Genomic DNA, 22,038 nt, shown 5'->3' on the forward strand with positions numbered 1-22,038 from the left:
ATGAGAGGCTTTTTTGCTTGTCCGCGAATCTTACGGAGGTGACCACGATAGATGAATTTTCAAGAAATCGTTAAGACACTACAAGACTTCTGGTCTGCGAAGGGATGCATTTTAAGCAATTCGTATGACGTGGAGAAAGGCGCAGGAACACTGAATCCGATGACCTTTTTACGCACACTAGGGCCTGAGCCGTGGAATGTGGCGTATGTAGAGCCTTCCCGTCGTCCCAATGATGGTCGTTACGGGAAGAATCCGAATCGTCTATACCAACATCATCAATTTCAAGTCATCATGAAACCAGCACCAAACGATATTCAGGAGATCTACCTCGAAAGCTTACAAGCCCTCGGAATTGATCCACGGCAACATGACATCCGATTTGTTGAGGACAACTGGGAAAACCCTACATTTGGTGCCGCAGGACTTGGTTGGGAAGTATGGCTGGACGGTATGGAGATCACGCAATTCACGTATTTTCAACAAGTAGGTGGTATTGAAACGAATCCTATTTCGGTAGAACTAACCTATGGATTGGAGCGTCTTGCTCTTTATATCCAAGAGAAAGAAAACGTATATGAGCTTGAGTATACGAATGGAGTCTTGTACGGAGACATCTTTAAGCATCCAGAATATGAACACTCCAAATACACATTTGAGATATCGGACGCAGACCTGCTGTTCCGTTTGTTCGATAGCTATGAAAAAGAGGCCCTTCGCATCTTAGAAGAAAATCTCGTTTTCCCTGCCTATGATTACATCTTAAAGTGCTCTCACACATTTAACTTGTTAGATGCTCGCGGTGTGATTAGTGTCACAGAGCGAGCGGGTTATATTGGTCGGGTGAGAAATATGGCTCGTCGTTGTGCGAAAGCCTTCATCGAAGAGCGTGAGAAGCTTGAATTCCCGTTATTAAAAACTTCTGGAGGTGAGCAAGATGAGTAAACAGGATTTCTTACTCGAAGTGGGTGTCGAAGAAATGCCAGCCCGCTATGTTTCTGAGTTGATTAGCCAATTAGAACAAAATACGCAGAAATGGTTTGAGAAACATCGAATTTCATTTGAGCAAGTGACTCCTTTTTCTACTCCGCGACGTCTTGCTGTTCTGGTCAGTGGAGTAGCGGATCGACAAGCAGATCTTCATGAAGAAGTAAAAGGTCCACCGGCTCGCATTGCGAAAACGCCAGAGGGTGAGTGGAGTAAAGCGGCAGAAGGATTTGCACGTAAAAATGGAGTCTCCATAGATCAGTTGGAACTTCGGGAATTAAAGGGTGAAAGCTATTTATTCGCCAATGTTCATCAACCGGGCAATGAAACCTTTGAGATTATATCCTCTGCTTTCCATGAAGCATTACAAGCGTTTCAACCGCCTAAGACGATGCGCTGGGATCAATATCGCTTTGTTCGCCCGGTGCGTTGGCTCGTGGCATTACTAGGTACACGAATGGCTCCCATCTCTTGGTCGGGTGTAACAGCGGGGAATCTGACCCGTGGACATCGATTTTTGGGAGAAGAAGTGGCGATTTCGGAGCCTGCTTCGTATGAAGATGTTCTACGTGGTGAATATGTGATCGTGAATGCGGAGGAACGCAAACAAGCGATCATTCAACAAATACGTTATCTGGAAGAAGAAAATAACTGGACGATTCCGATTCATGAGGGATTATTGGAAGAAGTCACGAATTTAGTGGAGTATCCAACAGCGTTATCTGGAACGTTTGATGAGGCATTTTTACAAGTACCTGATCCTGTGCTGATCATTACGATGCGAGAGCATCAGCGTTATTTCCCTGTGCAAGACCTAGAAGGAAAGCTCCTTCCAATCTTCATTACGATTCGAAATGGTGATCATCAGCATCTTGCACTAGTAGCAAAAGGTAACGAGAAAGTGTTATCAGCACGCCTAGCAGATGCTCGGTTCTTCTATGAAGAAGATTTAAAAACAGACCTATCCGCATTTCAAGCGAAACTAGAGCAGATTGTTTTCTTTGAAGGACTTGGCACTATGGCAGATCGAGTGCGCCGGATCCAAGGTATTGCTCAGCAGATCGGTCGATTATTACAGTTAGATGAGAAAATGCTACAAGATTTAGATCGCGCCGCATCTCTTTGTAAATTCGATCTAGCCACACAAATGATTGGAGAGCTACCTGAATTAGAAGGCTTTATGGGAAAAGTTTATGCACAAGCGGCAGGAGAGTCGCAAGAGGTCGCCGCCGTAATTGATGACCACCACAAGCCGCGTTTTGCTGGAGACGAGATGCCTGAGACTCTTCTCGGTACCATTCTCTCTGTAGCCGATAAAATGGACACCTTATGTGCAACGTTTGGGATCGGTATTCAACCAACTGGTTCTCAAGATCCGTATGGTTTGCGTCGTCGCGCAACGGGATTAATTCAACTCTTTTTAAGTGAGCATTTACGTGGAGTGGAGATGGTTGAAGTCATCCAGATCGTGGAACAAACACTGCGGCTTCATGATCTGATGAAGCTGTCGCCAGAACAATTCTCCCAGGAACTCTACCCATTTTTGATCCTTCGTTTCCGAAACATCTTACAAGATGTGGATTTACGCTATGATGTGGTAGAATCAATCGCCGAATCTGGATTTTCTCGTCCTGCTCTTGCTGTAGAGAGAGCACACGTCTTACAAGCGAAGCTGGATCGGGAGGAATTTAAGCTAGAAGTAGAAGGCTTTACTCGAGTAGCTAATTTAGCGGCGAAAGCAGATGATACACCTGTTCAACCAGATTTGTTAGTTGAAACGTCGGAAAAACAACTAGCAAAATCACTTGAACTTGCCAACGAAGCCTATCGTTCTGCCTATGAATCTGAAAATGCTTTGGGCATGTATGATGCCATCGCAGGTTTAACGCCCGAGATCCATCATTTCTTCGATCATGTAATGGTCATGGTTGAAGAGGAGCAGATTCGAAAAAATCGTCTAGCACTGCTTAGAGAAATTACCAATACAACTCGTACATTTGCAGCATTTGAACAAATCGTGTTTCCCTCTTAGAAAGTAAAATCAAAAACCCTCCAAGTGACGCCAATGCACATCACTTGGAGGGTTTTTGATTTTTATGTCTTAACAATGTATATTTATTTCTTTATAGCATGTCATTTCATGTAAATATTTAAAAATATTCTAAATAAAATTACTTTTAGCGAAATTGAATTATTAATAGACGGTTAAGTCGATATGATTCTGAGTAAAATATGATGTTTTTAATGACCAATATTCAAAAATATAAGACGAATCAACAAATAAACGTTGTAAAATGATGATATAAAAAAGAATCGTTCTTTATTATGACTTAAAAAATCAGTAATCAAAACAAATAAATAATTATAAATACTGTATTGTTTTTTTGTATGGATTGTATTATTCTTTACTAAAGCTAAATAGTCTTTCTACTATTCTCAGTTTAAAATACATTTAATATATTCAGGATATTCGGTTATTAAATTCATTGAATGTATTAACTGTATTAAATCTAATTTTATTTTTCTAACTTTATAGCAAAAGAGGAGGACTAGACATGTCCGTGAAAAAAGGTGTGTCGATCGCTACTGCTTCTATGCTGACTTTAAGTGTAGCAAGCGCAAGTGTATGGGCAACAAATAATGCTCCAGTTAAAAGTCTTGATCAACAAGAGGCATTACAAAAAATATCGAAAGATACAGGCTCCCAATTTTCTGTAGCTTGGGATTCAGAAACCAAAGCTCCTTCCTTTGTTAGAGGTAAAATTTCGAATAAAAAGTTAAAATCAAAAGAGGATGCCTTAGCTGTTTTAGAAGAGAATAAGGCACTATATCAAATCAAACAAGCATCGTCTGATCTAACATTGGACAAGCAGGGTTCAGATCAGTTTGGTAGCTTTTATAAATTTCAGCAAGTATATAAAGGGATTCCTGTATTCGGGCATCAATTAGTGGTCCATGGGGATCAGAAACAAATAAGCAATTCCGTAAGTGGTACATTTGATGCACAAGTATTCTCAAAAGAGATTGATACCCAAGCGAAGTTGACCGAAGCAAAAGCGATTGAGAAGGCAAAGGCGGCCAATGGTTTAACTGAAGTCGAAACATTTGATATCCAGAAAGCAAATCTATATATCTATGGGACCAGTGCAGGAAAACATACACTCGTTTATCGTGTCACCTTATCTACAATAGAAAAGAGCGAACTTTTCTATTCGGATATATTTGTCGATGCTCAGACAGGTGCGATTGTGGATCAGATTGATAAAGTTCACCATGCGGCGGCTGTAGGGAAGGGCAAGGGTGTCCTAAATGATAACAAATCCATAAACACAGACTCATACTCAGGTGGGTACTACTTACGTGATATCACGAAGCCTATGTACTCACAAAATGGTGGAGCGATCGAGACATATACAGCAAAAAATAAAATGGTGTCACCAGGCACACTTCTCACGGATTCAGATAATACATGGGTAGACCCAGCTGCAGTTGATGCCCATGTGTATGCTGGAAAGGTATATGACTACTACTACACAAAGCTAGGTCGTAACTCTTTTGACGATGAGGGTGGGACATTGAAATCTACCGTTCACTATAGAGAAAATTACGGTAACGCTGGTTGGACAGGAACACAGATGGTGTATGGAGATGGGGATGGTAGTGATAAATATGCATACCTCTCAGGAGCTTTAGATGTAGTGGGCCATGAAATAACGCACGGTGTTACAGAACGAACGGCAGACCTAGTATACGAAGGACAGTCAGGTGCTTTGAACGAATCATGGTCAGATGTATTTGGAAATCTTATTGAAAATAAATCAGATCCAGAATGGCTATGTGGTGAGGATATCATTACACCTAACATACCGGGGGATGCATTGCGCTCCATGTCGGATCCAAATAAGTACGGAGATCCTGATCATATGAGAGATTATGTGGACACGACTGAAGATCATGGCGGTGTACATACGAACTCTGGAATTCCGAACAAAGCATTTTATAATTTCGTAACGACTTCTGGTGTGACTCGTGATAATGCAGCAAAAGTATGGTACCGTGCTCTTTCACAATATCTAACTTCTAATTCCAAGTTTATCGATGCGCGTAATGCGACCATTCAAGCGGCAACCGATTTATTTGGAGAAGATTCGAAGGAAGTAACCGCTGTGACCAATGCATGGAGTAACGTTGGTGTGGGTGGTAGCAGCACGAATCCAGGTCCAGGTAGTGATCCATATGAATCAAACGATACTCGTGCGACAGCATATAAAATCAGCTCTGGTACTACCTACAATGGAAAAATTAGCTCTAAAACCGATGAGGATTGGTTCCAGCTTACAAAATCAAGCTCTGGAACGATTTCGGTAAGTTTGACGAACCTACCAGAGGATTATGACCTCTATCTCTATGACTCTTCTGGAACGCTACTCAAATCCTCTGAAGAGGGTGGGAAAACAAGTGAGTCGATCTCTTATCGAGGTGCGGCTAGAGGGACTTACTACGTGAAAGTAGTCGGCTATGAAGGAAAAAACAGTTCCACTGCCTATGCTTTAAAGGCTACTTATTAAAAAGTGTATCTACCTCTTATGCTTTTATAATGTAAGAGGTAGCGTATGACTTACACTACAATAAGCCCCTTGCTTCTCCAGTATCACTGGTGTGAAGCAAGGGGCTTATTTTTTCCTTACCCGCTTTTTAATGCATGTAGTGCATCCATCATATTTCGTAGATGTGGTTCAGATTGGGGTATCGCAATAGAGATCGGCGTTTCTGGATTTACAGTTTCGGCAAAGGTTAATAACTCTCCGTAAGAAGAAGTTGGGAAGGAGATGTGTGTTGTTTCTCTTGTATCGCCCCAACTCATTGCATAAGAAAGTTGGATGAAGGCCACATGTGGTTGGATTTTCTCATAAAATTCAAGCCAGTTTGGGGAAGCATACAGGATTTCTTTCTCTGTAGCTCCAGCAAACATACTTCTTGAACGATGCATGTATGTTAGTAAATGAGAGGTGATTCGGGCATTAGCTGTATCAAAGCATAACTTTACTCCTGTTTTTTCTACTATTTTCAGGAGATGGTTCGGTGTACGAAGTGCTGGATAAAGCTCAGAATGTCCTGGTTCAAAATACCCCTCATCACCCATCGGTGCATTTTCTAGAAGGAGTTCAATTTGATGTTGGTCTGCATGTTTCTTTAACTCTGTTAATTGATCGATAATACGTTGTACATACTCCGTCTTATAATCTTGTAGCGCATAGAAATCAGTTGGACGGGCATCTAAATACTCAAAGATGGTACCTAGGGCTACTTTGGTTCCATGAACGATTAAAAACGTAGGAGAAGAGGTAGTAGCATGTATAATGTGAAACCACTCTAACCATTCTGATAGAGAGAATTCTGTGTCTCCTAAAGTTAGGCTTTTAGGAGCACGATAAGCAATTGGCTTAATTCGAGCCAGTTGCAACAGGCTTTGGAATTCCTGAGTGGTACATATCTCATTGGGAAGTTGTAGCATCATTTGCTCAAAGCCAAATTGTATACTACGGCGCAAGCCAGATAAATCTAATTCAGTATTGATTGCAAGAGAATTTGATAATAACATGTTGTCTGCCTCCAAGTATCGTGAACTCACCTTCACATTGTATAAAAATCGTTGCGGGTTGGCTAGGATACATACAAAATATAAGTTTTCGGTTTTTATTTAAGAGTTTCTATTTGGGAACTCTTATTGGAAAATGAAAATATATAGTATATACTTTATAAGGTAATTACTATAAAAGTATAACACATTTCACAAGTCCTTACCCGCTGGAGGTGCACAAACATCGAGCTGACGAAGCGCCAGGAGAAAATACTGGAAATCGTAAAAAGTGAAGGTCCCATTACAGGTGAACAAATTGCGGACCAACTACATCTGACTCGTGCCACACTACGCCCGGATTTAGCTATTTTGACCATGTCTGGCTTTTTAGATGCGAGACCACGAGTTGGTTATTTTTATTCTGGCAAGACTGCCAACCAACTAATGGGGGAACATATTCGTAATTTACATGTTAAAGATTACAAGTCTATGCCTGTTGTTATAACAGAGGCAACCTCTGTGTATGATGCGATTTGCACAATGTTTTTAGAGGATGTAGGTACGATCTTTGTGATTAAAAAAGAAGGTTATCTCATTGGTGTTGTATCGCGTAAGGATTTATTACAAACCGCTATGGGTAAACAAGATCTAAGTTCGATTCCTGTAGGAGTTGTGATGTCAAGAATGCCGAATCTGATCACTTGTACACCAGACGATACACTTCACTATGCCGCACAACAAATGATGAGACACCAAGTTGATTCGCTTCCTGTTGTCCGTCCTTTTCAAGGAGACACTAGGCACTTTGAGGTGATCGGACGTATTAGTAAAACGACTTTAGCGAAGGCATTTGTCGAACTCGGGCAACACATTTCTGTATAGAGGAGGAACCATCATACTACTATCTAATCATGCCGTGGTTTATGTAATTTCAGACTCTGTTGGTGAGACAGCCGAGTTTGTAGTGAGAGCTGCGGTCAGCCAGTTTGAATACACACATCTAGAGATCCGTCGTGTTCCCTATGTGATGGATCGAGAAACGATACTGGAGACTGTGCAGGCTGCTAAAGAAGAGAAAGCATTAATTGCTTTTACGTTAGTTTTACCCGAAATGCAACATTTCCTTACAGAAGAAGCGATCAAAGCGGAAGTTCCTTATGTAGATATTATGGGACCGATGATGGATGGACTCTCCAAGTTGATTCAGAGTGAGCCGAAACGAAAACCAGGACTCATTCACAAATTAGATGAGGAATACTTCCGTAAAGTAGAAGCGATCGAGTTTGCTGTAAAATATGATGATGGTCGGGACCCTAGGGGTTTACTGCGAGCAGATGTCGTATTAATCGGTGTATCTCGTACTTCTAAAACCCCATTATCGATGTATTTGGCTCACAAACGACTCAAAGTGGCAAATGTACCACTTGTTCCTGAAGTGGAGCCACCAGACGAATTATATCTAATTCCATCGGAGCGCTGTGTGGGACTGATTATTGATCCAAGTCAATTAAATAATATACGTAAAGAACGTCTAAAAGCCTTAGGTCTTACATCAGGAGCGAATTATGCGAGTGAGACCCGTATTCTAGAAGAGCTCGAATATGCGGAAAGAATTATTCGTAGAGTAGGTTGTCCACGTATTGACGTGACGAATAAAGCAGTAGAAGAGACTGCGAATATTATTCTAGATATGAAAAAGGGAGGCTACACCAGATGAGTCGAAAATGGGTGTATTTATTTCATGAGGGATCAGCTAAACAGAAATCTTTACTTGGTGGAAAGGGAGCGAACCTAGCAGAAATGACGAACGCGGGGCTCCCCGTTCCTCCTGGTTTTACCATTACCACAGAGGCATGCAACCAGTATTATCAGGATGGAAGAGTAATTAGCGATGAGATTATCGAGCAGATGAAGAAGTCCTTAAACGTATTAGAAGAGAAAACAGGGAAGCAGTTTGGCAATCCTGACAACCCGCTCTTGGTTTCGGTTCGCTCGGGGGCAGTATTTTCTATGCCGGGGATGATGGATACTGTGCTGAATCTAGGCCTTAATGACGAAACAGTATCAGGATTGGCAAGGTTAACAAATAATCCAAGATTTGCCTATGATTCATACCGTCGCTTTATCCAGATGTTTGGTGATGTAGTGATGGGCGTGGAACATTACCATTTTGAAAAGATCATCCAAGCAAAGAAAGCACAACGTGGTGTGAAAAGTGATCCTGAGTTAACTGCTGAAGATTGGCAGGATGTGATTACGAAGTTTAAAGCAGTTATCTTTCAGCAGACCCAAACGGCGTTTTCAGAGTCTCCTATAGAGCAATTGCTTCAAGCGGTTACGGCAGTATTTCGTTCGTGGCATAATCATCGGGCTAAAATTTATCGTAATATCCATAAGATTCCGGATCATCTAGGAACAGCAGTAAATGTGCAACTAATGGTATTTGGAAATATGGGTGATGATTGTGGGACGGGGGTAGCTTTTACTCGAAACCCTTCTACAGGAGAAAATTACTTATACGGTGAATTTTTGCTTAATGCACAGGGGGAAGATGTGGTTGCGGGAGTACGTACACCTGAACCGATTGCCCAGTTAGCAGAGAAAATGCCAGATATTTTTGAGCAGTTCCAGCAAATTGCGCAGAAGTTAGAACTTCATTATCTAGATATGCAGGATATTGAATTTACGGTAGAACGGGGAACATTATATATCCTTCAGACCCGAAACGGGAAGCGTACAGCAGAAGCAGCAGTGAAAATTGCGGTAGATATGGTAGGAGAATCTTTCATTAATAAAGAAGAGGCGATATTACGCATTGACCCAGATCAATTGGATCAGCTTCTTCACCCACGATTAGATCCAGATGCAAAGTTAGAAGTGGTTACAAAGGGTCTACCTGCCTCCCCGGGGGCTGCCTCGGGTGAAATCGTCTTTCATGCGGATGATGCAGAAAAATTAGCAGGTAAAGGCAAAGCGGTTATTTTGGTACGTCCTGAAACGACACCAGAAGATATCCATGGAATCTTAGCAGCGAAAGGAATTTTGACCAGTCGAGGTGGGATGACTTCTCATGCAGCCGTAGTCGCACGTGGTATGGGGAAAGCATGTATCTGTGGTTGTGAGCAGTTGAAGATTGATTTGCGTTCGAAAGAGGTAAAAGTAGGAGGATACGTTTTCCATGAAGGTGACTTGATCACGATTGATGGAAGTACGGGCCGTGTCATCCAGGGAAAAGTCCCGCTCATTGATCCTGTTTTATCTCCAGAGTTTACAGAACTGCTTAGCTGGGCGGACGAGATTCGGAAGATGAAAGTACGAACAAATGCAGACAACCCAGAAGACTCTCGTAAAGCGAGGGAGTTTGGTGCAGAAGGAATCGGCTTATGCCGTACGGAGCATATGTTTATGGAGTTAAACCGAATCCCGATTGTACAGAAAATGATCTTGGCAGAGACTGGGGATGAACGGAATGAAGCGTTAGCTGAGTTGCTCCCCATGCAAAGAGAGGATTTTGTGGGTATTTTGGAAGCGATGGATGGCTTGCCAGTCAATATCCGTTTACTGGACCCACCTCTACACGAATTTCTGCCTAATTTAGAAGAGTTACTCGTAGAGTTAACCAAGTTACAAATGACACCAGATGCAGATCGGTTAGAGATGATTCGCAAAGAAGCGTTGATTCGCAAAGTACGAGCTCTGCAAGAGTTTAATCCGATGTTGGGGCATCGCGGTTGTCGTCTCGGGCTAATTTATCCTGAGATCTATGCGATGCAAACACAAGCTATTTTCGAGGCTGCCATAGATTGTTTACAGAGAAACGTCCCAGTGGAAATTGAAATTATGATTCCACTAGTAGGTCATGTTAAGGAGTTAACCGAGATGAGACGTCTTGTTGAACAAATCGGCTCGGAGATTGAAAAATCTTCTGGATTGAAGATTCCGTATACAGTGGGAACGATGATTGAAGTGCCTCGTGCAGCACTCACGGCGGATCAGATAGCGGAAGAAGCGGACTTTTTCTCTTTTGGAACGAATGATTTAACTCAAACCACATTCGGATTCAGCAGGGATGATGCAGAAGGGAAATTCCTACACGCATATGTAGATAATAAAATTCTTCCTGAAAATCCATTTGTTTCGATTGATCTAGATGGTGTCGGTAAATTAATTGAGATGGGTGTTACCCTAGGTAGAGAGAAGAAAGCCGATTTAAAAACAGGAATCTGTGGAGAGCATGGTGGTGAAAAGAGGTCAATCGAATTTTGTCACAAAATAGGGCTAGATTATGTAAGTTGTTCTCCGTTTCGTGTACCGTTAGCTCGATTAAGTGCGGCACAAGCAGTAATTAAGCAAGAAAATAAGTGAAAAACAGCTCATAAAAAAATTCGGCATGAATACCCGGTTGACCTCGGGTATTTTTTTATTACAATGGTTCTAAGATATAGTGTAAAGCTTTTTCTAATATTGAGGATTGGAGCATTTTCTTTTTATGTCATTTTATATATAATTGGAAGAATGTAGAGATCTCATATGTGGGAAGGAGAAGGCTTATTTTTTGTAGAATTAAGGTGATATGTCTCCTTTGTCACGTAGGTATGACGAAATTCTTCTTGAAGAAAATATTACCATGTGAAATAGACACATTATGATGAAGGACTTTTTTGCTGAATGGCGAATAAGTACCAGATGTGTATAGAGGACATATTTCACTACAAAAGTCTGCCAGTAGAAAGCAGTGGTGGGGATGGGGCGTAGAATTCCAGATGAAGTTATCAATCAAGTCCGCAGACACTTCGACATCGTAGATGTAGTGGGGAAATATGTTCAGTTAAAAAAAAGTGGGCGTAATTATTTTGGATTATGTCCTTTTCACTCGGAGAAGACCCCTTCTTTCTCGGTAGCTGCTGATAAACAAATTTATCATTGTTTTGGCTGTGGTGCGGGTGGGGATTCGATTAAGTTTGTCATGGACGTAGAGCACTTAACTTTTTTGGAAGTTGTAGAACGACTCGCTGAAGAAGCAGGGATTTCTCTGCCTAATGAAGTAAGAGAACTTACACCTGAAGAAATGGAACGGGCTACGTTATACAAAATTCTTGATCTATCCGCCAAGCTGTATCATCATGTATTGATGAACACCCCTCAAGGAAATGATGGAAAGGCTTATCTAGCGCGAAGGAGAGTTAATCCAGAGACTGCACAAGCATTTCAATTAGGATTTGCACCTAGGTCTTATGACTTTTTATTATCCTTTCTTACTAAACGTGGTTATGCAACTTCCTTAATTGAAAAGGCGGGTCTCATTAAAAAGAACGATTCTCAAGGAACTTATCGGGATCGCTTTTATGGACGATTAATGTTTCCGATTCACGATTCCAAGGGGCGTGTGATCGCATTTGGTGCGAGAAGTTTTGAAGAGAGTGAGCAAGCCAAATACTTAAATAGTCCGGAGACTGGATTGTTTCATAAGCGAAAGCAACTTTATAATCTTTATCGTGCAAAGTCTTCTATCCGTAAAGAACAAAATATCGTTCTTGCCGAAGGTTATATGGATGTCATCATGATGTGGCAAGAAGGTGTTCATACAGGGGTTGCAACACTAGGGACGGCGCTCAGCGAAGATCAAGTAAACGTGATCAAGCAACATACGAAGAGTGTTATAATTTGCTATGATTCTGACAATGCGGGCCAAAATGCCGCTTTGAAAGCGCTAGAGTTGATGAGACCCCATGAATTGATGGTGAAAGTAGCGCCACTTCCAATCGGCTTTGATCCAGATGATTACATTCGTCGATTTGGGGGAAATTCTTTTCAGAAGGAAATGATCGCAGGTGCTGTTTCCTCTATTTCCTTTCAATTAGAACGGGCGAAAAAGGATTTCAGGCTTCAAGATGAGGTAGAACGCCTTACGTATATTCGAAAAGCAGTTGAAATGATTTCTGATTTGCCCATCGCAATTGAACAAGATCACTATTTGAGAAAACTAGCTGAAGAATTTCAGATCTCAATGGAAGCTTTAAAAGAGGAACAAAGGCATATCAGATTTCGAAAGAAAAAGCAAGCCTGGGGGGATAAAGAGGCAGGGAAGTGGAATAATGGGTACAAAGAAGATTCAAGAATGGTATCCAGAAAGTTGCGTTCCTATCATCCAATCGAACGCGCAGAGATGCACTTACTCGCACATATGATGCGGGATCGCTCTGTTTGTGATTGGGTACAGGATCATTTAGGAGCGGATTTTCAGACTGAGGTCCATACGGCATTAGTAGCGCACTTGTATTCGTATTATGCAGAAGGTCATCCAGCAGAACTAGGGCAGTTTTTGCACAGTCTTAAGGAACCTTCCTTTATTCATAAAGCGACGGAAATTGCGATGATGGATGTCCCCGAAGAAGTATCAGAAGAAGCTCTGAAAGATTATATAAATCAAGTAAAGCAAGTTCCATTGGAACGTGAATGGAATAAAAACCAAAAGCTCGTGAAGCAAATCGAACGTGCTGGAGAGCCTATGAAAGCCGCCCAGCTGGGACTGGAGTTAATTGAACAGCTGAGACAAAAGAAAAAAATGCGGTAATCATGCGATCCAGGAAGGAGGAAACCTACTTTGGCGAAAGAACAAAATGTCGATACAGAATTAGAATTTACTCTTGAACAATTAAAAAGCCAACTTACAGAGTTAGGGAAAAAACAGGGTTTTTTAAGCTATAAGACCATTATGGAGAAATTATCTAGTTACGAACAAGATTCGCAACAGGTAGATGAGTTCTTTGAAACACTAAATGAGCAAGGGATTGATGTAATTAACGAAGGTCAAGATGATGAAGATCCCTTTAAATTTAATGCTTCAAATAATACGGAGGATCCATATGTCGATGATCTGAGTGTCCCACCAGGGGTTAAGATCAATGATCCTGTTCGCATGTACTTAAAAGAGATTGGTCGTGTCCCTCTCTTATCCGCTGAAGAGGAAGTCAAGCTTGCCACTCGTATAGAAGAGGGCGATGAAGAGGCAAAACGCCGTCTTGCAGAAGCGAACTTACGCTTAGTTGTGAGTATTGCGAAAAGATATGTTGGACGCGGGATGCTCTTTCTTGATTTAATCCAAGAAGGAAACATGGGATTGATAAAAGCTGTTGAGAAATTTGACTACCGGAAGGGGTTCAAATTTAGTACTTACGCAACATGGTGGATCCGTCAAGCGATTACACGTGCTATTGCGGACCAAGCACGTACCATTCGGATTCCTGTGCATATGGTGGAGACCATTAATAAATTGATACGTGTCAATCGCCAGTTGCTTCAAGAATTAGGTCGCGAGCCTTCTCCAGAAGAGATTGCAAACGAGATGGGACTTACTCCAGAGAAAGTCCGTGAGATTCAAAAAATTGCTCAAGAGCCAGTATCGCTGGAAACACCGATTGGGGAAGAAGACGACTCGCACTTAGGCGACTTTATCCCTGATGATGATGCACAAGCACCTGCAGAGGCGGCAGCCTATGAGTTGCTAAAAGAACAATTAAAAGATGTACTAGATACTCTTTCTGAGAGAGAAGAGAATGTACTTCGACTTCGGTTTGGTCTTGATGATGGAAGAACTCGCACACTAGAAGAGGTTGGTAAGGTTTTTGGTGTTACTCGTGAACGAATTCGTCAGATTGAAGCAAAGGCATTACGCAAGCTTCGCCACCCAAGCAGAAGCAAGCGTTTGAAGGATTTCCTAGAATAAAGATTCCGTCTCTTTTTGTGAATTTCAGGTAAATAGCGCCCTTCGGGGTGCTTTTTATTTGGATTGATCTAATTTTATCTTTTTTCATTCCCCAATGCAAATCGGAATCCAGCCCAAAATAAGAAGATATGCCAATAATATTGAAAATTATTGAAGTAAACAAACTTATCTGGCTATAATGGATTTGAAAGCGCATACAATTCGTTGCTGGAGGGGACAACATGAACTATGATTTAACAGCAGAACAACTTATGATCCGCAATATGATGCGTGACTTTGCGGATGGCGAGGTAGCACCAGAAGCAGATGAGCGAGATCGAAATAAGGAGTTCCCGCTCGAGATTATGAAGAAGCTAGGAAAGCTAGGGATGATGGGACTCCCATTTGAAGAAGAGTACGGAGGTGCAGGTGCAGATACGATTTCGTTTGCTATCGCAGTGGAGGAATTAAGTCGGGTATGTGCTTCTACAGGCATTACTTATTCGGCCCACATCTCTCTAGGCGGTGCTCCGTTGTCGCTATTTGGGACTAAGGAACAAAAAAAGGAATTCCTCGTACCGATTTGTGAAGGGAAGTCCTTAGGAGCATTTGGATTAACAGAGCCGGGTGCAGGTTCCGATGCAGGGGGAACGATGACAAAAGGAATTCGCCTCGATAGTGGTTGGAGCATCACAGGTTCAAAATGCTTTATTACCAATGCAAGTTATGCGAAGTTTGTAGCTCTTACTGCTAAGACAGAGACAACAGGTTCTTCGAAAGAGATTACTGCGTTTATTGTACCGACGGATGCACCTGGATTTGAAGTGATAAGCAACTATCATAAGATGGGATTGCATAGTTCCAATACAACCGAATTGGTTTTAGATCATGTAGAGATAGCGGAGGGTGCTGTGCTTGGAAAAATAGGAGAAGGCTTTAAACAATTCTTGGTAACTTTGGATGGAGGCAGGATCGGCATTGGTGCTATGGCAGTTGGCATTGCTCAAGGTGCCTATGAACTGGCGCTCAAATATGCAAAAGAGCGTATGCAGTTTGGCAGATCGCTTTCAAAGTTTCAAGTGATTCAACACAAGTTGGCAGATATGGCGATGGAGATCGAGTTAGCAAGGACATATGTGTATAAGGCAGCATGGCTGAAGGATCAAAATAGGAAGTATACGACAGAGGCTTCTATATGTAAGCTATACGCATCAGAGATGGCGATGCGAGTCTGCTCTCAAGCTGTTCAGATTCACGGAGGCTGGGGTTATATGCACGATTATAAAGTAGAGAGAATGTTCCGAGACTGCAAATTAGCTGAGATCGGAGAAGGAACGTCTGAAATACAGCGTAATATTATTTCTAGGGAGATCGGTTGTTAGACGTGGAGTATACTTTCTTGTTTATATTTATCGAGCGATCGTTCGATCAGTTCTATTTCCATCAGTCTGGATAAAAAATAATCTGTTATAATCCTTGTGATATCGCTTCCTGTATAATAAATGGGAGACGATATCATTTTTTATTTGATTTTATGAAAAGAGGAGTAGCTAACTTGAGTAAAACCCCCATCCTAAAAGATTTTCCTCATTCATTTGAGACGGAGCGATTAATTATCCGTGCTCCGTTGCCTGGTGACGGTTATGAGATCTGTGAAGCCATGATGGAGACATTGGATATCCTTCAACTTTGGATGCCTTGGGCACAGAAAAAACCAACAGAAGACGCAGTGGAAGCAAGTGTGAGAAAAGCGCACTGTGAGTTTCTAGAAAGAACGGATTTTCGCTTTCACCTATATGAAAAGGATACAAAGATTTTTGTGGGGAGTAGTGGATTACATCAGGTGAATTGGCAGATTCCCAAATTTGAAATTGGATACTGGTGTAGAAAAAGCTTTATGGGAAAAGGGTACATAACAGAATCGGTAAGAGGTTTAACCGTATTTGCTTTTCAAGTTTTTCATGCTAATCGAATTGAGATTCGTTGTGAAGAGCGCAATATGAAAAGTCGAAAAGTGGCGGAGAGACTTAACTATCAGTTAGAGGGCGTTTTACGGGATGCTAGTATGAATATGCAGGGGAACCTCACAAATCAGTGTATATACAGTATGATAGCTGATGATTTTCGCAAGCTTTCATTGCGCAAAAGCGATTGAGCGTCAATGTAAACGCTTGCATAAATAGATTTCTACATTGTAAACTGAAGGAGTAGTTGTAAATTTCCGATTAAAGGAGAGATTCAGATGACATCTAATGTACATAAAGACCATCTGCCTATTATCGATGTTGATTATTTGGAGATTTACGCTGGAAACGCAAAGCAAACTGCCTACTTTTTCTGTCAGACTTTTGGTTTCCGTTTTGTTGCGTATAGAGGACTTGAGACAGGAAGCCGTGATAAAGTATCGTACCTATTAGAGCAAGGAAATATCCGCCTACTGATAAGTGGAGCATACCTTCCTGAGCATGAGATTACGAAGTTTGTGAACCTTCATGGTGATGGAGTTAAAGATATTGCATTTAGTGTAGAAGACGCTGAACTTGCCTTTGAAGAAGCTGTCAAACGTGGAGCGCTTGCTATTCAGTCACCAACGATTGAAGAAGATGACTTCGGGGTTGTGAAACGTGCCATTATTGGAACATATGGCGATGCGGTTCATTCACTAGTTGAACGGAAACAGTATAAAGGAGTCTTTGCACCAGGCTTTGTAGAAGCACCGATGCAGATCCCAAGCAATCCGGCTGACTTAGTAGCTCTCGACCACGTAGTTGGAAACGTAGAAAGTATGGAAGAATGGGTTTCTTACTACGAGCAAGTGCTTGGTTTTAAGCAAATGATTCACTTTGATGATGACGATATCAGCACTGAATACTCTGCACTTATGTCGAAAGTGATGACAAGTGGAACAGGTCGCATTAAATTTCCGATCAATGAACCAGCGAACGGAAAACGCAAGTCTCAAATTCAGGAATATTTAGATTTTTATCGGGGTGCAGGCGTGCAGCATGTTGCGCTCATTACGAATGATATCGTGCATACGGTGGAAGCATTGCGCAAAAATGGAGTGGAGTTTCTCGATACCCCAGGTTCCTACTATGATGAATTAACGGAGCGGGTAGGAGAAATTGATGAGCCACTTGATGAATTACGCCGTCTTAGTATCTTGGTAGACCGTGATGACGAGGGTTATCTATTGCAAATCTTTACGAAGCCTCTAGTTGACCGTCCAACCTTATTTTTCGAGATTATTCAACGGAAAGGTGCCCGTGGTTTTGGGGAAGGGAACTTTAAAGCATTGTTTGAAGCGATTGAACGTGAGCAAGAGCGTCGTGGAAATTTATAGGACTATGTCTGGAAAACAGACTCTCAGTAGTGGGGTCTGTTTTTTTATGTATAAACTTTATAAAGATGGGTCACTCTAAGCAGAAATATGCCAAAGTTTGAGGTGACCCATCTTTATGAAGTTTACCAATCAGAAGACTTTTTCTGTTAGTATTTCTGCGATTCTGGTTGTTTTTGCGATGAGTAGTACGTTTCTAAAGTTCCATCCAAGCACAACAGAGTCAAAAGCAAATGAAGCCGTAGTTGATCGCCCACATTACCAAATAGAGGCTACCTATGATGACCAAAATCAAGTAGTGAAAGGGAAAATGAAGGTTGATCTACCAGAGTCGCGAACGGAGCCTCAGAAAGAAGTTTATTTTCACCTATATCCAAATGTCTTTCAAAATTGGAAGTACAACAAAGAATCGAAACCACAAAAACCTGGTTTCATTAAGATACAAAATGTAAAAGTAGATGGAAATGCGGTCAAGCAAGAGGTGCGAAATGAGATCATGAAAGTCTCCTTGCCTCAGGAGTTGGGGAAAGGGAAGTCTGCACGGATTGAGATGGATTACACCTTGCAACTACCAAAAGGGGGAACGAGGCTTAATACCTTTAAACATACAGCCTTCCTAGCGCAATGGTACCCGATGCTGTCTGTGAAAGACAAAGAAGGATGGCATAATGAACCTTATACAACAGTTGGCGACCCTTTTTATACGAACATGTCCGACTTTGACGTTACGTTCCATGTTCCAGAGGGATATCAAGTAATCTCTACTGCCAAGGATCCGATCACAAAGAAGGGCGGCGAAATAAAGCTGACGCAACATCAAGTTCGCGATTTTGCCGCTGTTATTACAAAGGATTACCAAGTGGTTCAAGGGAAATCAGGGAATATTCAAGTGAATTTGTGGTATCTAGCAGGTATGGACGATGTCAAAGAAGAGCTACATAAAGCAGCAGTCGATGGAATGAAGTTTTTTGGCGAGCGATTTGGTTCGTATCCATATGAGGAAATCGATGTGGTTCTCGGTGAAACGGGTTACGGGATCGCGGGGATGGAGTATCCGGGATTGGTAACCTCTGTGCCCAAAGCTCCGAGTCTAAAAGGAGAAGTGCCTGCTGTAAATGTGGTGGCACATGAGCTAGCACATCAGTGGTGGTACGGCGTGGTGGGAAATAATCAGGCCAAAGAACCGTGGTTAGATGAGGGGTTAACTAGCTTCTCTGAATTCCTCTATATGAAAAAGCAGAAAGGCGAAAATGGAGACGAATGGTTGAAAAAAGTGGTGACACGTACGAATCAGATTCACGATTCCCTACACGTTCATAGTGCACAGAAGCTTTATGATTACCCTGATGAAGTCTATGGATTGATGGTCTATCTTCGTCCAACCGCGATGATGTTTGATCTTGTTGGGCAGATTGGTGAAGACAAAGTGATGAAGATTATGAGCACGTACTACCAGAAATTCCAATATCGAACTGCTACAACCAAGGATTTCATTCAAGTTGCTAATGAGGTATCAGGAAAGAATTTAACATCTTTCTTTGATCAGTGGTTGTACTTTAAAGCAAATGACTCAAAAAACAAAAAGTCTGCTTCGTGATGAAGCAGATTTTTTGGCGACTACAGAAATGTACGGCCTAATTGACTAGCGAAGTCGGGATCTATATATACACTCCGTTCGTTATTCGCATTGACAGAGAAATCACCTACTGGATCAGCTCCCCCGAGACTGACGGAGTTATTGCAAGGGTTGACTTGAACCGAATTGCCGAGGTTTACTGTGCCCGTACTACTAACCGCAACAATCCTTACATTGAACAGATTATTACACGTTGGCATATGGAACGTCTCCTTTCAAAATCCTGTTTACGTATTCATATGAACAACGCCTAGAAAAGGTACATCGATCTGATAACTTGCGTTATAATAGATCCATTCATAAAAGAAACAGACGAAGTGTAATAGGAGTGACTTGGTAACGTGGAAGCAGGAAATTTACATACGAGTAAACCAGTTCACCTTTCCGAACGACTGGCGCAAATTGCTTCATGGATCCTTCCGCAGAGTAGAGTGGCGGATATAGGTGGAGACCATGGTTGGCTCTTGCTAGCGGTTGCGCAGAAAGGTCTTCTGGGACAAGGAATTATAGGAGAAGTGAACAGAGGCCCATTTGAAAATGCAGCAGGGCGGATTCAAGCATATGGATTGGGTCAACAAATCGATGTTCGATTAGGCGATGGATTGTCTGTATTACGAGACGGGGAAGTGGATCAAGTTGTGATTGCAGGGATGGGAGGAGCTTTGATTACCTCGATCTTAGATGCGGGAAAATCAAAGCTGACATCTGTAAAGAGACTTGTTTTACAACCGAATATAGGAGGACATCGGGTCAGGCAGTGGCTAGTGGCCAATCAGTGGAAATTGGTTCATGAAGAGATCATATACGATGCGGAGATTTACTATGAGATGATCGTGGCAGAGCGAGGAAGCGAAGATATATACGGAAATCCACCGATTCCAAGGCTGATCCTAGAACGAATTGGACCACTTTTATGGCAAAATCGTGATCCCCTTTTGCTAGCAAAGATGCAAGAAGAGTTAACGCAGATGAAAAAGGTTTACGGGCAATTGTCAAAAGGACAGTCTAAGCAAGCAACCTTGCGTCGCGAGGAGCTAGAAAAAGAGATGGAAATATGGGAGCAGGTGATGAATTGGCTATCCGAGGAGCAGAATTAATTAGTTGGATGGAGACGTTTGCGAGTCCTACGTTAGCAGTAGAAAATGATCGTATTGGCTTACAAGTAGGATCGATTAACGCTGAGGTAGAAGGTGTCTTAGTTACGCTTGATGTTACGGAAGAGGTAGTCGATGAGGCAATCAAGCAAGGTGCCAATTGGATTGTGGGTCACCATGCTATTATCTATCAACCAGTAAAACAGATTCGCACAGACTCTCCAGCAGGGCGCTTACTACAAAAATGTCTGAAGCATGATATCCAAGTATATATCGCACACACAAACTTAGATGCTGCGGAAGAAGGCGTGAATACGGTTCTGGCAGAAAAGCTCGGATTACAAGGATGTCGTACTTTCGTCCACCATAAACAAGACCGGCTTAAGAAATTAGTCGTATTTGTCCCTGAGTCACATGTAGGTGAAGTGGAACACGCTTTAGGCGAAGCGGGAGCAGGCTGTGTTGGGAATTATAGTCACTGTTCGTTTCAAACAACAGGAACAGGCACGTTTCTTCCACAGAGTGGTGCTAAGCCATACATCGGAGAACAAGGCGTTTTGGAACGAGTGGCTGAAGTTCGTTTAGAAACCATTTTCCCAGAGAGTAAACAACGCACAATTCTGTCTGAAATGCATCAGGCGCATCCGTATGAAGAAGTGGCTTACGATTTATATACCCTTGATTCACCGGGGAATCCCATTGGGATGGGGAAGATAGGGAGCTTGCCTGAACAAATGACACTACAAGCATTTATTGATTTGGTAAAAAGCGCTTACCACGTTCCTCATTTGCGATTTGTAGGCGACCCCAATCGCAAGATCAAAAAAGTAGCTTTGTTAGGTGGAGCAGGTTCTCGTTATATGAGAGATGCTGTTTCGCAAGGAGCAGATGTATATCTAACAGGTGATATCGATTTTCATACTGCACAAGATGCGCTTACTGAAGGGATTACATTGGTTGATCCAGGGCATCATATCGAATATGTCACGATGCAACGAGTCGTGGATTGCTTGTATGGGGCATTTGGGAGCCAGATCGCGATCCAACTTTCACAAATCGATACGAACCCATTTTCTTTCCGGTAGAGGACTGGAAAGACCTCTTGCATAATTGAAAGAAATGGATATATAATTAACTATTGTTCTCTGGAAAGTAAACAGGACAATCGCTGGTGGAGTACCGCAAGGTCCCACGGGAGGAAAGTCCGAGCTCCGTAGGGCAAGATGCCAGTTAACGGCTGGTGGGGGCAACCCTAAGGCTAGTGCCACAGAAATGTTAGACCGCCGATGGAGGTATATCCTCACAGGTAAGGATGCAACGGTGCGGTAAGAGCGCACCAGCAACATGGAGACATGTTGGCTAGGTAAACCCCATCTGGAGCAAGACCTGATAGGAGATCAACACATTACGTGTAGCTGTTGCCCGCAGTGATTTCGGGTAGGTCGCTTGAGCCTACTAGCGATGGTAGGCCTAGACAGATGATTGTCACTCCAACAGTGGGAGATGTTACAAGCCATCGATTACCACTAGGAGAACAGAACTCGGCTTATTGTTTGCTTTCCAATATGAGCTTGTAAACTTTATAATTGAACCCCATTGATAATGGGACGGTTATGGAAAACGGTTTAGGGATTCTCCCTGAGCCGTTTTTCGCGTTATGCATTTCTTATCTGTATATCTCACACTAGTTGAACACAA

The 22,038-nt window shown here is 42.1% G+C and carries 16 protein-coding genes and 1 other RNA gene; 15 read left to right on the plus strand and 2 right to left on the minus strand.

Going from position 1 to position 22,038, the window contains the following annotated elements; all coding sequences use genetic code 11:
* The first annotated feature begins 51 nt into the window (after positions 1–51).
* The 3 genes from glyQ (at position 52) to J2Z48_RS02120 (ending at position 5,552) form a co-directional block, all read left to right on the plus strand.
* On the plus strand, positions 52–942 hold the full coding sequence (gene glyQ / locus J2Z48_RS02110) for a glycine--tRNA ligase subunit alpha (RefSeq protein ID WP_307250568.1): 891 nt from the start codon (positions 52–54) through the stop codon (positions 940–942).
* Positions 935–3,016 carry a glycine--tRNA ligase subunit beta gene (gene glyS, locus J2Z48_RS02115; RefSeq protein WP_307250571.1) on the plus strand — a complete coding sequence of 694 codons (2,082 nt, stop codon included), beginning with the start codon at positions 935–937 and terminating at the stop codon, positions 3,014–3,016. Before glyQ ends, glyS begins: the two co-directional genes overlap by 8 nt.
* Before the next feature lie 523 nt (positions 3,017–3,539).
* Positions 3,540–5,552 carry a M4 family metallopeptidase gene (locus tag J2Z48_RS02120; protein ID WP_307250573.1) on the plus strand — a complete coding sequence of 671 codons (2,013 nt, stop codon included), beginning with the start codon at positions 3,540–3,542 and terminating at the stop codon, positions 5,550–5,552.
* A gap of 116 nt (positions 5,553–5,668) precedes the next feature.
* Here the strand turns inward: J2Z48_RS02120 and J2Z48_RS02125 are convergent, their stop codons facing one another.
* Positions 5,669–6,586 carry an apurinic/apyrimidinic endonuclease family protein gene (locus tag J2Z48_RS02125; protein ID WP_307250575.1) on the minus strand — a complete coding sequence of 306 codons (918 nt, stop codon included), beginning with the start codon at positions 6,584–6,586 and terminating at the stop codon, positions 5,669–5,671.
* Positions 6,587–6,814: 228 nt separating this feature from the next.
* Between J2Z48_RS02125 and ccpN the strand changes: the two genes are divergently transcribed.
* The 9 genes from ccpN (at position 6,815) to J2Z48_RS02170 (ending at position 19,207) form a co-directional block, all read left to right on the plus strand.
* Positions 6,815–7,447, plus strand: coding sequence for a transcriptional regulator CcpN (gene ccpN, locus J2Z48_RS02130; protein ID WP_307250967.1), 633 nt, complete (start codon positions 6,815–6,817; stop codon positions 7,445–7,447).
* Between the two features lie 10 nt (positions 7,448–7,457).
* On the plus strand, positions 7,458–8,282 hold the full coding sequence (locus J2Z48_RS02135) for a pyruvate, water dikinase regulatory protein (protein WP_307250969.1): 825 nt from the start codon (positions 7,458–7,460) through the stop codon (positions 8,280–8,282).
* Complete coding sequence (gene ppdK, locus J2Z48_RS02140; protein ID WP_307250578.1) at positions 8,279–10,930, plus strand: pyruvate, phosphate dikinase; 2,652 nt, start codon at positions 8,279–8,281, stop codon at positions 10,928–10,930. The genes J2Z48_RS02135 and ppdK overlap by 4 nt, the downstream gene beginning before the upstream one ends.
* Before the next feature lie 379 nt (positions 10,931–11,309).
* Positions 11,310–13,139 carry a DNA primase gene (gene dnaG / locus J2Z48_RS02145; RefSeq protein WP_307250580.1) on the plus strand — a complete coding sequence of 610 codons (1,830 nt, stop codon included), beginning with the start codon at positions 11,310–11,312 and terminating at the stop codon, positions 13,137–13,139.
* Between the two features lie 30 nt (positions 13,140–13,169).
* On the plus strand, positions 13,170–14,291 hold the full coding sequence (gene rpoD / locus J2Z48_RS02150; protein ID WP_072335636.1) for an RNA polymerase sigma factor RpoD: 1,122 nt from the start codon (positions 13,170–13,172) through the stop codon (positions 14,289–14,291).
* 221 nt (positions 14,292–14,512) lie between these two features.
* Positions 14,513–15,652: an acyl-CoA dehydrogenase family protein gene (locus tag J2Z48_RS02155; protein ID WP_307250585.1), complete on the plus strand. Its 1,140-nt coding sequence runs from the start codon at positions 14,513–14,515 to the stop codon at positions 15,650–15,652.
* A gap of 173 nt (positions 15,653–15,825) precedes the next feature.
* Positions 15,826–16,425: a GNAT family N-acetyltransferase gene (locus J2Z48_RS02160; RefSeq protein WP_307250587.1), complete on the plus strand. Its 600-nt coding sequence runs from the start codon at positions 15,826–15,828 to the stop codon at positions 16,423–16,425.
* 87 nt (positions 16,426–16,512) lie between these two features.
* Positions 16,513–17,613, plus strand: coding sequence for a 4-hydroxyphenylpyruvate dioxygenase (gene hppD, locus J2Z48_RS02165; protein ID WP_307250589.1), 1,101 nt, complete (start codon positions 16,513–16,515; stop codon positions 17,611–17,613).
* Between the two features lie 115 nt (positions 17,614–17,728).
* Positions 17,729–19,207, plus strand: a complete 1,479-nt coding sequence (locus J2Z48_RS02170) for a M1 family metallopeptidase (protein ID WP_307250590.1) — start codon at positions 17,729–17,731, stop codon at positions 19,205–19,207.
* Positions 19,208–19,227: 20 nt separating this feature from the next.
* Here the strand turns inward: J2Z48_RS02170 and J2Z48_RS02175 are convergent, their stop codons facing one another.
* Positions 19,228–19,446: a spore germination protein gene (locus J2Z48_RS02175; RefSeq protein ID WP_307250592.1), complete on the minus strand. Its 219-nt coding sequence runs from the start codon at positions 19,444–19,446 to the stop codon at positions 19,228–19,230.
* Between the two features lie 141 nt (positions 19,447–19,587).
* Here J2Z48_RS02175 and J2Z48_RS02180 point away from each other — a divergent pair, with 141 nt between their 5' ends.
* The 3 genes from J2Z48_RS02180 (at position 19,588) to rnpB (ending at position 21,904) form a co-directional block, all read left to right on the plus strand.
* Positions 19,588–20,343 (plus strand): tRNA (adenine(22)-N(1))-methyltransferase, encoded by a 756-nt coding sequence (locus J2Z48_RS02180; protein ID WP_307250594.1) that lies wholly within the window; start codon positions 19,588–19,590, stop codon positions 20,341–20,343.
* Positions 20,301–21,425 carry a Nif3-like dinuclear metal center hexameric protein gene (locus J2Z48_RS02185; RefSeq protein WP_307250596.1) on the plus strand — a complete coding sequence of 375 codons (1,125 nt, stop codon included), beginning with the start codon at positions 20,301–20,303 and terminating at the stop codon, positions 21,423–21,425. The genes J2Z48_RS02180 and J2Z48_RS02185 overlap by 43 nt, the downstream gene beginning before the upstream one ends.
* Before the next feature lie 64 nt (positions 21,426–21,489).
* An RNA gene (gene rnpB / locus J2Z48_RS02190) (RNase P RNA component class A) lies at positions 21,490–21,904 on the plus strand.
* The last annotated feature ends 134 nt before the right edge of the window (positions 21,905–22,038 follow it).

Origin of the sequence: Croceifilum oryzae (genome assembly GCF_030814315.1) — a bacterium.
Classification (GTDB): domain Bacteria; phylum Bacillota; class Bacilli; order Thermoactinomycetales; family Thermoactinomycetaceae; genus Baia; species Baia oryzae.

Bases quoted from the DNA above. Each gene is read 5' to 3' on its own strand.
- glyQ (WP_307250568.1), top strand. From the start codon at position 52: ATGAATTTTCAAGAAATCGTTAAGACACTACAAGACTTCTGGTCTGCG.
- glyS (WP_307250571.1), top strand. From the start codon at position 935: ATGAGTAAACAGGATTTCTTACTCGAAGTGGGTGTCGAAGAAATGCCA.
- J2Z48_RS02120 (WP_307250573.1), top strand. From the start codon at position 3,540: ATGTCCGTGAAAAAAGGTGTGTCGATCGCTACTGCTTCTATGCTGACT.
- J2Z48_RS02125 (WP_307250575.1), bottom strand. From the start codon at position 6,586: ATGTTATTATCAAATTCTCTTGCAATCAATACTGAATTAGATTTATCT.
- ppdK (WP_307250578.1), top strand. From the start codon at position 8,279: ATGAGTCGAAAATGGGTGTATTTATTTCATGAGGGATCAGCTAAACAG.
- dnaG (WP_307250580.1), top strand. From the start codon at position 11,310: ATGGGGCGTAGAATTCCAGATGAAGTTATCAATCAAGTCCGCAGACAC.
- J2Z48_RS02155 (WP_307250585.1), top strand. From the start codon at position 14,513: ATGAACTATGATTTAACAGCAGAACAACTTATGATCCGCAATATGATG.
- hppD (WP_307250589.1), top strand. From the start codon at position 16,513: ATGACATCTAATGTACATAAAGACCATCTGCCTATTATCGATGTTGAT.
- J2Z48_RS02170 (WP_307250590.1), top strand. From the start codon at position 17,729: ATGAAGTTTACCAATCAGAAGACTTTTTCTGTTAGTATTTCTGCGATT.
- J2Z48_RS02175 (WP_307250592.1), bottom strand. From the start codon at position 19,446: ATGCCAACGTGTAATAATCTGTTCAATGTAAGGATTGTTGCGGTTAGT.
- J2Z48_RS02185 (WP_307250596.1), top strand. From the start codon at position 20,301: ATGGGAGCAGGTGATGAATTGGCTATCCGAGGAGCAGAATTAATTAGT.